The sequence below is a fragment of the Cohnella yongneupensis genome, from assembly GCF_042655785.1.
GTDB lineage: Bacteria > Bacillota > Bacilli > Paenibacillales > Paenibacillaceae > Cohnella > Cohnella yongneupensis.
In genome coordinates this window covers 1-8320 of record NZ_JBHSNC010000009.1, presented here as the reverse complement: position 1 = coordinate 8320, position 8320 = coordinate 1, and the positions used below count along the sequence as shown (strand labels likewise).

General features: G+C 39.7%; 8 protein-coding genes. All 8 read left to right on the top strand.

Features of this window, described 5'->3' with window-relative positions:
* The first annotated feature begins 974 nt into the window (after positions 1 to 974).
* Positions 975 to 1652: a class I SAM-dependent methyltransferase gene (locus ACFPQ4_RS02655; RefSeq protein WP_378110183.1), complete on the top strand. Its 678-nt coding sequence runs from the start codon at positions 975 to 977 to the stop codon at positions 1650 to 1652.
* Positions 1653 to 2589: 937 nt separating this feature from the next.
* A complete protein-coding gene (locus ACFPQ4_RS02650) occupies positions 2590 to 3033 on the top strand; it encodes a hypothetical protein (protein WP_378110182.1) in 444 nt (147 codons plus the stop codon).
* Positions 3034 to 3430: 397 nt separating this feature from the next.
* Positions 3431 to 3919, top strand: a complete 489-nt coding sequence (locus ACFPQ4_RS02645) for a cysteine hydrolase family protein (protein WP_378110181.1) — start codon at positions 3431 to 3433, stop codon at positions 3917 to 3919.
* 247 nt (positions 3920 to 4166) lie between these two features.
* Entirely contained in the window at positions 4167 to 4799 is a 633-nt protein-coding gene (locus ACFPQ4_RS02640) for a nucleoside/nucleotide kinase family protein (RefSeq protein ID WP_378110180.1), read from the top strand.
* 312 nt (positions 4800 to 5111) lie between these two features.
* A complete protein-coding gene (locus ACFPQ4_RS02635; protein ID WP_378110179.1) occupies positions 5112 to 5282 on the top strand; it encodes a YHYH domain-containing protein in 171 nt (56 codons plus the stop codon).
* 281 nt (positions 5283 to 5563) lie between these two features.
* Positions 5564 to 5986 (top strand): hypothetical protein, encoded by a 423-nt coding sequence (locus tag ACFPQ4_RS02630; RefSeq protein WP_378110178.1) that lies wholly within the window; start codon positions 5564 to 5566, stop codon positions 5984 to 5986.
* Between the two features lie 254 nt (positions 5987 to 6240).
* On the top strand, positions 6241 to 6702 hold the full coding sequence (locus ACFPQ4_RS02625) for a GNAT family N-acetyltransferase (RefSeq protein ID WP_378110177.1): 462 nt from the start codon (positions 6241 to 6243) through the stop codon (positions 6700 to 6702).
* Positions 6703 to 6945: 243 nt separating this feature from the next.
* Positions 6946 to 7560 carry a hypothetical protein gene (locus ACFPQ4_RS02620; RefSeq protein WP_378110176.1) on the top strand — a complete coding sequence of 205 codons (615 nt, stop codon included), beginning with the start codon at positions 6946 to 6948 and terminating at the stop codon, positions 7558 to 7560.
* The last annotated feature ends 760 nt before the right edge of the window (positions 7561 to 8320 follow it).

The following is an 8320-nucleotide window of genomic DNA, read 5'->3' as shown; positions in this document are numbered from 1 at the left end:
GGATCGCTGCGCGTATCCTTTTCCACACCTTAAGCCTCTCAGACGTCGTGAATACAACAACGTTATACGACAGACCGAAGCTAATATTGGGAGGGCGTAAATCATAATAACACCAAAATTATATAAATTACTAAGAGTACCTCTTTCTTTTGTGATAATTGCTTTTAATGTTTGGTGTATGTTGTTATGGGCTACCGAATTGACGATTAAAGGTAATGAAGACTTAGAAAGTCAATTATTTATTCTCTGGATATTTGCATATTTTATTAACCCAATATTATGTATACTTGTTTACTCATTTATCAGAGTAGCAATAATAGATAAATTTCTATCAGAGAGAATTATATTAAAAATCAATTTTGCTTTAGTACCAATTTCAATTCTCATATTGTATCGATAATAACTCTACAGAATTTTTTAGAAATCAAAAGTAATAGAATGATAATTTCACCGTTAGCAATTCAAGTGGTCCGTCGTATAACACCATATTCACGCATCGGGCATTCGCCCTCGGTCCGGCACGAAGTTAGAAGAGGATTCGGAGAGGCATTTCAGCCTCGGGAAGCATAATCAACCGGACACATCCGCACCACCTAACCGCATCGCGGCCGCCCTTCGGGCTTAAGGTGGTGGGACGTCGTGAATACAACAACGTTAGCTGAAATCTATCTTGCTCTGGAGTATCAAGGGCATCGTAGGGTTGTAGTGCATCGAGATTGATCGGCGCAATAAGTTGAATGTGTAAGTTGTAAAATGATACAGCGTTAAAACCGATTCGAAGAAGTAGATAGACATCAGCTAACATAGGATTCACGCTTTGGGGGACAAGCCCCCTTCGGTCCGCACATTCGTGCGGACACACCTGCACCACCTAACCGCATCGCGGCCGCCCCTTTTGGGGCTTAAGGTGGTGAGGCGTCGTGAATCCCTGGACGTTAGAGGAAATGGCTGTAATTCGAATTAGGAGGTAGGTCATGGGAGTAGATTGGTATGATATGATCGCCAGAAGAAATGGCGGATATGGTAGTAGCGCAGTATATTCAACCGTAGGGAAATCCGCTGAAGAAATATTTGAAGAAAGACTCATTAATATGATGCCGAATTTTAAGTCAATATTGGATGCTGGATGCGGACATGGAGAATTTACTTTGAATATGTCCAAATATGCAAACAGAATTATTGGTTTTGATAATTCGAAGGAGCTATTAGCAATAGCTCAAACAACTTTGAGAATAAGTGAAATAGATAATGTGGAATTTGTTCTTGCAACAACGAAAGAAGAACTTCCATTTGATGATGAACAATTCGATTTAATTTATGACAGAAGAGGACCTACTTCAATTATTAATCATGGCAGAATATTGGCTGCAGGCGGCACGATCTTTGGCATACATATAAACGTGGATAAAGTGAGAGAACAGCTAATAGCAAATGGCTATAAGGAGATAGAAATCGAGGAATATAACGAAGCCATATCTTACTTTCCAAATGAAGTTGAGTTTGCTAAATTCTTATCGGCAATTCCAGGTAATCCGGACTATACCTCAGCTGATTTAAAGAGCGAACTTGAAGTGAAGATAAGCGAACATAATATTGATGGAAGACTAGGAATCAAAGAACATAAATATATTTGGAAAGCAACGAGACCATAGCCGTGTACGAATTCTCGAAGAAGACAGCCACATCCTCTAACACCATATTCACGCATCGGGCATTCGCCCTCGGTCCGGCAGGAGATAGAAGTGAATTCGGTGAGGCATTTCATGTTCGGGGAAGCGGGATCAGCCGGACACATCCGCACCACCTAACCGCATCGCGGCCGCCCTTCGGGCTTAAGGTGGTGGGACGTCGTGAATACAACAACGTTAACTGAAATCTCCGAGAGCGTAAGGGCATCCAAACATCAATTAGAGAACAAGAATATCAAACCAATTCGTCGCGAGATAGACCGAGGACTCATAATCCCTCGGCGCCGCGGCTTTTTTTATGCGGATTTAAAGTGCGGATTTAGAAGGTCTGGGTTATAATTCCATTAGATTAAAACACATTACAGATCAAAAAGTCATTGAAGATCAAGAGTCATTGAAGATCAAGAATCATTGAAGATCAAGAATCATTGAAGATCAAGAATCATTGAAGATCAAGAATAATTGAAGATCAAGAGTCATTGAGGATCAAGAGTCATTGAAGATCAAGAATCATTGAAGATCAAGAATCATTGAAGATCAAGAATAATTGAAGATCAAGAGTCATTGAGGATCAAGAGTCATTGAGGATCAAGAATCATTGAAGATCAAGAATCATATAAAGAGCAAACCTCACGAAGATCAATATCTGACTTTAGTGTTGATTCAAGAAGTCGGAGACTTCAGTTAACACCGTATTCACGCTTCGGGCCATTCGGCCCTCGGTCCGGCAGAAGTTAGAAGTTGATTCGAAGAGGCATCTCAGCAGCGCAGAAGTGGATCCAGCCGGACACATCCCACCACCTAACCGCATCGCGGCCGCCCTTCGGGCTTAAGGTGGTAGGACGTCGTGAATACAACAACGTTATACGAAACCCCTTAAATTCGCAAAGGAACTAAACCCATGGATGAACAACTGAACCCGAATGATGCAGAATTAGAACTCCTGAATCTGTCATACAACAGATTTTATGATATCTATGAAGAGATCTTTGAAGATTCACTCTGGGGCAAGGATTCTTATTACCGGTTCTCTAAAGTTAGAGATGGATTCTCGATTTACACTGAATTGTTAAATTATGAGCCAATCAAATGGGTCATTGAAGAGATGAAAAAGCGAAGACCTCCAATGGAAAGTGAAATAAGTAGTGAGTTGTTTAAATTTATAAGAAATCTGCTATCTCACTTTCCATTTTTTAATAATTGGGAAGAAGTGTGGATTAGTAAATTGCTATGTAACTGGTTTAAAGAAGGACAATCAATTGATCGTTTTCTCAGGAAGTATTCAGGAAGATCAGAAGTAAAATATAGATTTTGGGAACCATCAAAAAAGAAAAGACTTATCTAAGTGTTAAGTTTCCAGAAGAATATTCTGATAAATCCAAAATATACCTAAAAGATATTTTAACTGAATTTGAAGGTGTCAAATTTGCATTTATTTTGATGAAGAGAGTATTAGACACACAAGTAATTAAGGAATAGTAGGGAGAATTCAATGAAGAAGGGGCTTCGTATAACACCATATTCACGCATCGGGGCATTCGCCCCTCGGTCCGGCCGGAGTTAGAAGCGGATTCGGGATGAGATTTTCAATAGCGAGGAAGCAGATTCAGCCGGACACATCCCTCCACCTAACCGCATCGCGGCCGCCCTTCGGGCTTAAGGTGGAGGAACGTCGTGAACACAACAACGTTATATGCAATTGGGGCAAGTACTTTAAAAAACATTATAAGGGAGCTATTTCGATGAAAATTGGTTTTCTAGTAATTGATATGCAGGCAATCCACTTACAGGGCATAGATAAGCAAAACGTAAACAGAGCATGCGAATATATCAATTATGTATCTGATATGATTCGTTCTAAAGATCATATTGTTATACATATTCAAGATATTGAAGGTATAACAGAATCGAATAGAGATGAGTATAATACGATTCCAGATATCCATATAAAGGACAAAGATTTGATTGTGTCTAAAGAGTATAGCAATTCATTTTGGAAGACAGATCTTGAACAAATTCTAGTAAAGCAGGGCATTGAATTTATTATCATTGCAGGAAATGCTGCAGAACATTGTGTCTTGTTTACTTATAACGGAGCAAACGAAAGAGGTTATAACGCGGTAATATTGCAGAATGGAATTTTAAGTAAACATGATGATGTAATAACATCAACGTACAGGGATAGAAATATCATCTCGTATCCAGTTGTTAAATACTTAATCAGAAAATGAATAATGTCATTTATATGTAACTCAGGATGGCCCCAACAGCATATAACACCGTATTCACGCGTCGGGCCGACATTCGTCGACCCTCGGTCCGTCCGAGGCATTTTCAAAGAAGTGGAATCAGGCGGACAACCCTGCGAGGCTAAGTGGCGAAGCCACCCGGCGACTTCGTCGCCTTAAGCCTCTCGGGTTCGTGAATACAAGATCGTTAGCTGAAATTACTGTAAATCCATAAAAAGGAGAAATACTCTTGAATTCATATTCAATAGTAATATGTATAAGCGGTCCCTCTGGGGCTGGAAAAAGTTCATTAATGGAAAGAACGGTTGAAATATTAAATGATTCTGTGAGTTTTTATTTTGATGCGTATAAATCGACGCTTACATTTCCAGATTTAGATGATGCATTTAGAAGAATATCCGAGGGAGAAGTAAAAGACCCTCTTGATATTTTGAGGTATGAGATACGTAATGATAAATTTTATGAAGATTTATGTAGGCTGTCTCAAGGATATGAAGTTACAGATCCGTGGGGACGCAAGCTGAAACCCGCAAAGTACATAATATTAGAAGAACCATACGGTAGATTGAGAGAGGGGATGAATGCACTTATCCATACTAGTGTATGTATAGATGTTCCGCTTGAGATTTCATTGTGTAGGAGGTTAATTCGAAACATCACATATGATCTTGTTAAAGAAACTGCAGAAACAAGACTGGACAATGTCTTGGAATACATAAAGTCTTACCATGAAGGTGAAGGAATGGCGATTAAGTTAATGTATGAAGCTTTGAAAGAGGAATCTGATCTCATATTTGATGGACTAAAACCTAAAGAATTATTAGTTCAAGAATTAATCAATTATATTCGGGGTATCTCATAGAAGTCAGTAACTTCAGCTAACACCATATTCACGCATCGGGCATTCGCCCTCGGTCCGGCACGAAGTTAGAAGTGGAATCAGAGAGGCATTTCAGCAGCAGGGAAGTTGAATCAGCCGGACACACCTGCACCACCTAACCGCGTCGCGGCCGGCTCTGCGAGCCTTAAGGTGGTGAGGCGTCGTGAATCCCTGGACGTTAGATGAAACCACCCTAGTGCTTAAAAATCTCTATACCCTAAATATGGAATTTGTTGTAGAATAATAGAGAATTTTAATAAGCCCTAAAGCATAGGGTATATTCAGGGTGAATAAATGAAAAAGTTATTTGTGATTCTCATTGCTTTGGCAGTTTTAGTTGGGACTTCATCTTCTGTTTATGCTCATTCAGGGCGGACTGATAAAAATGGTGGACATAATTGCTCAGCAAAATCTAAACAAAAAGGACTTTGCACAGGATATCACTATCACAAAAAGAAGAAGTAAAATAAAAATAGTATTTATAAAAACCCAGCTAAAGTAATTAAAGGCTGGGTTTAATTTTACGAAGAATATTAATGATATTAAAGTAATTTCAATGAAGTGGGTGGCATCATCTAACACTATATTCACGCTTCGGGGCGGTCGACCCTCGGTCCGGTATGAAGTCAGAAGTGGGATCGGAGAGGTATTTCAGTGCTCAAGGAAGAAGATTCAGCCGGACACATCCGCACCGACTAAGCGCATCGCGCCCGGCGACATTCGTCGCCTTAAGTCGGTGGGACGTCGTGAATACAACAACGTTAGGTGAAATTGGAGCAGAATACATTGAAATGAGGAAACATCATATGAACTCTGAAGAATTTGCAGAACTGATTAAAGACATAAGAGATGAATCAATTGATAATACATACTCTTTCTTTACTAAACCACCAGGAAGAAAACCTAGGCAAAGACATATTGAACTCTCAAATTGGTTAAATGCTTTAGACGACAAGGACAAAGTCATGTTGAGGGAGTTTATTAAAGAAGGAATCGATTCTAGTTTGTTTAGCCTATTCTGTATAATTGATGGTGCTCGTAAAGTTGAAGAGGGAGAATTCAAACTCTCATATATTGAAGAAGGTAAAGAAATCATTCTGAATGAACCAGGAAAAGAAGATCTCCATGATTTATATAATTATTTAATCCAGAGTGAGCAACCGGAATAAGGTATGTGTTAGTAATCCAGGATGGCTCCAACATCACCTAACACCATATTCACGCGTCGGGCATTCGCCCTCGGTCCGGCACGAAGTTAGATGTGGAATCGGAGAAGTATTTCAGTTTCGGGGAAGCGGGAGCAGCCGGACACATCCCACCACCTAACCGCATCGCGGCCGCCCTTCGGGCTTAAGGTGGTAGGACGTCGTGAATACAATAACGTTAGGTGAAATTCCTGCAAGAGCGTAAGGAGACAAGAACAATGCAAATAACCTTCAAACTTTTAGATCTCAAGAAGGACGATATACCTTTTCAACTGCTGTTACTCGCAGATCCTTCAAAGAAATTAATTCATGAATACATTGAACGTGGGCATTGTTATTTAGCCATATTGAATGAAGAACTTATTGGAGAGTTCGTATTAATACAAACGAATCCAGACACCTATGAAATAGTTAATATTGCAGTTCAAGAAGAATATCAAGGAAGAGGAATAGGAAAGAAACTAATACAAAAGGCGATAGAAGAAGCCGAAAAGCTTGGAGCAAAATCAATTGAAATTGGAACAGGTAATTCAAGCATTCAACAATTGAGACTCTATCAGAAGAGTGGATTTAGAATAATCGGAATTGACCATGATTTCTTTATAAGAAATTATGAAGATGAAATATATGAAGACGGGATACAGTGTAGGGACATGATAAGGCTTAGGAAAGACCTTTGATTGAAATAACAAGAAGGCAGGAACATCACCTAACACCATATTCACGCATCGGGCATTCGCCCTCGGTCCGGCACGAAGTTAGGAGTGGATTCGGTGAGGTATTTCAGCAGCAGGGGAGCAGATTCATCCGGACACATCCGCACCACCTAACCGCATCGCGGCCGCTTCGGGCTTAAGGTGGTGGGACGTCGTGAATACATAACGTTAGCTGAAATTCCCTAATGATATTATTGGAGGCCAATCATGAAGGTAACAATAAACCCCCAAGAGATTAATCTAAATGATTCAAAGCAAATTGCCTTATTACAACTACTATGTAGCTTATCAAGCGCACGGACTTGTTTAGGCTTATATTCGGATATAGAAGCTGGTAGACCTAAATTGTCGTCGCAAGACGAAGTAATTATGTTATCTATGGCACTAGCAGGTATTGGCGAATCATTACATAATTTCGAAAACTTAGTGAATAAAGGCATAATCAAAAAGCCAATTAATTGCAGTCAAGAGTTAGAGGACTCATGGAATTTCATTAATTCATTAGAAATAAAAGAACTGAAAAAAACAAATCTAAAATATCTAAGAGATAAATCATCATTTCATTTTGATCCAGAACCAATTAAACATTTCTTCAATGAATTGATGGATAATAACAACACTGAAATTGATCTATGGGAATCAAGCGAGAATGACCCACATGGGTTTTCTCCGCTAGCTTCATTAATCATTTCTAACACAATATTAAATGTTACAAAACCAGACAAAAATAGAGCTGAATTATCAATAAGAGTATATGGCGCTCTCAGTTATATTGTTTTAGATGAAATAAATCAGCAGTACAACTTGAGGATTATTCAATGAAGTAGGGAACTTCAGCTAACACCATATTCACGCATCGGGCATTCACCCTCGGTCCGGCGAAGTTAGAAGTGAATTCGAAGAGGGATTTCAGTAGCAGGGAAGCGGGAGCAGCCGGACACATCCACACCACCTAACCGCATCGCGGCCGCCACTTCGTGGCTTAAGGTGGTGGGACGTCGTGAATACAATAACGTTATCTGAAACTCAGTAAGAGCTCATTAAGTGCATATATTGTTGAAGGGCATGCGTGTCCGCTGTAATTGTGTAATCAAGAATATTAAAGATCAAAGAATCATTGAAGATCAAAGAATCATGAAGATCAAGAGTAATTGAAGAACAAGAATAATAGAAGATCAAGAGTAATTGAAGAACAAGAATAATAGAAGATCAAGAGTAATTGAAGAACAAGAATAATAGAAGATCAAGAGTAATTGAAGAACAAGAATAATTGAAGAACAAGAATAATAGAAGATCAAGTGCATGCGTGTCCGCGATGAATGGTATTTCGAGGAAGAACTGAGCTTCAGATAACACCATATTCACGCTTCGGGGCATTCGCCCCTTCGGTCCGGCAGCAGCTCGATGTATTTCGATGAGGCATTTCAGTATACGAGGAAGCAAATCCAGCCGGACACATCCGCACCACCTAACCGCATCGCGGCCGACCCGTTGGGGCTTAAGGTGGTGGGACGTCGTGAATACAACAACGTTATATGAAAGGGATGCAACCGATTAAAGTTCAAAGGAATGAGACAAATGG

Bases quoted from the DNA above. Each gene is read 5' to 3' on its own strand.
- ACFPQ4_RS02655 (WP_378110183.1), top strand. From the start codon at position 975: ATGGGAGTAGATTGGTATGATATGATCGCCAGAAGAAATGGCGGATAT.
- ACFPQ4_RS02650 (WP_378110182.1), top strand. From the start codon at position 2,590: ATGGATGAACAACTGAACCCGAATGATGCAGAATTAGAACTCCTGAAT.
- ACFPQ4_RS02645 (WP_378110181.1), top strand. From the start codon at position 3,431: ATGAAAATTGGTTTTCTAGTAATTGATATGCAGGCAATCCACTTACAG.
- ACFPQ4_RS02635 (WP_378110179.1), top strand. From the start codon at position 5,112: ATGAAAAAGTTATTTGTGATTCTCATTGCTTTGGCAGTTTTAGTTGGG.
- ACFPQ4_RS02625 (WP_378110177.1), top strand. From the start codon at position 6,241: ATGCAAATAACCTTCAAACTTTTAGATCTCAAGAAGGACGATATACCT.
- ACFPQ4_RS02620 (WP_378110176.1), top strand. From the start codon at position 6,946: ATGAAGGTAACAATAAACCCCCAAGAGATTAATCTAAATGATTCAAAG.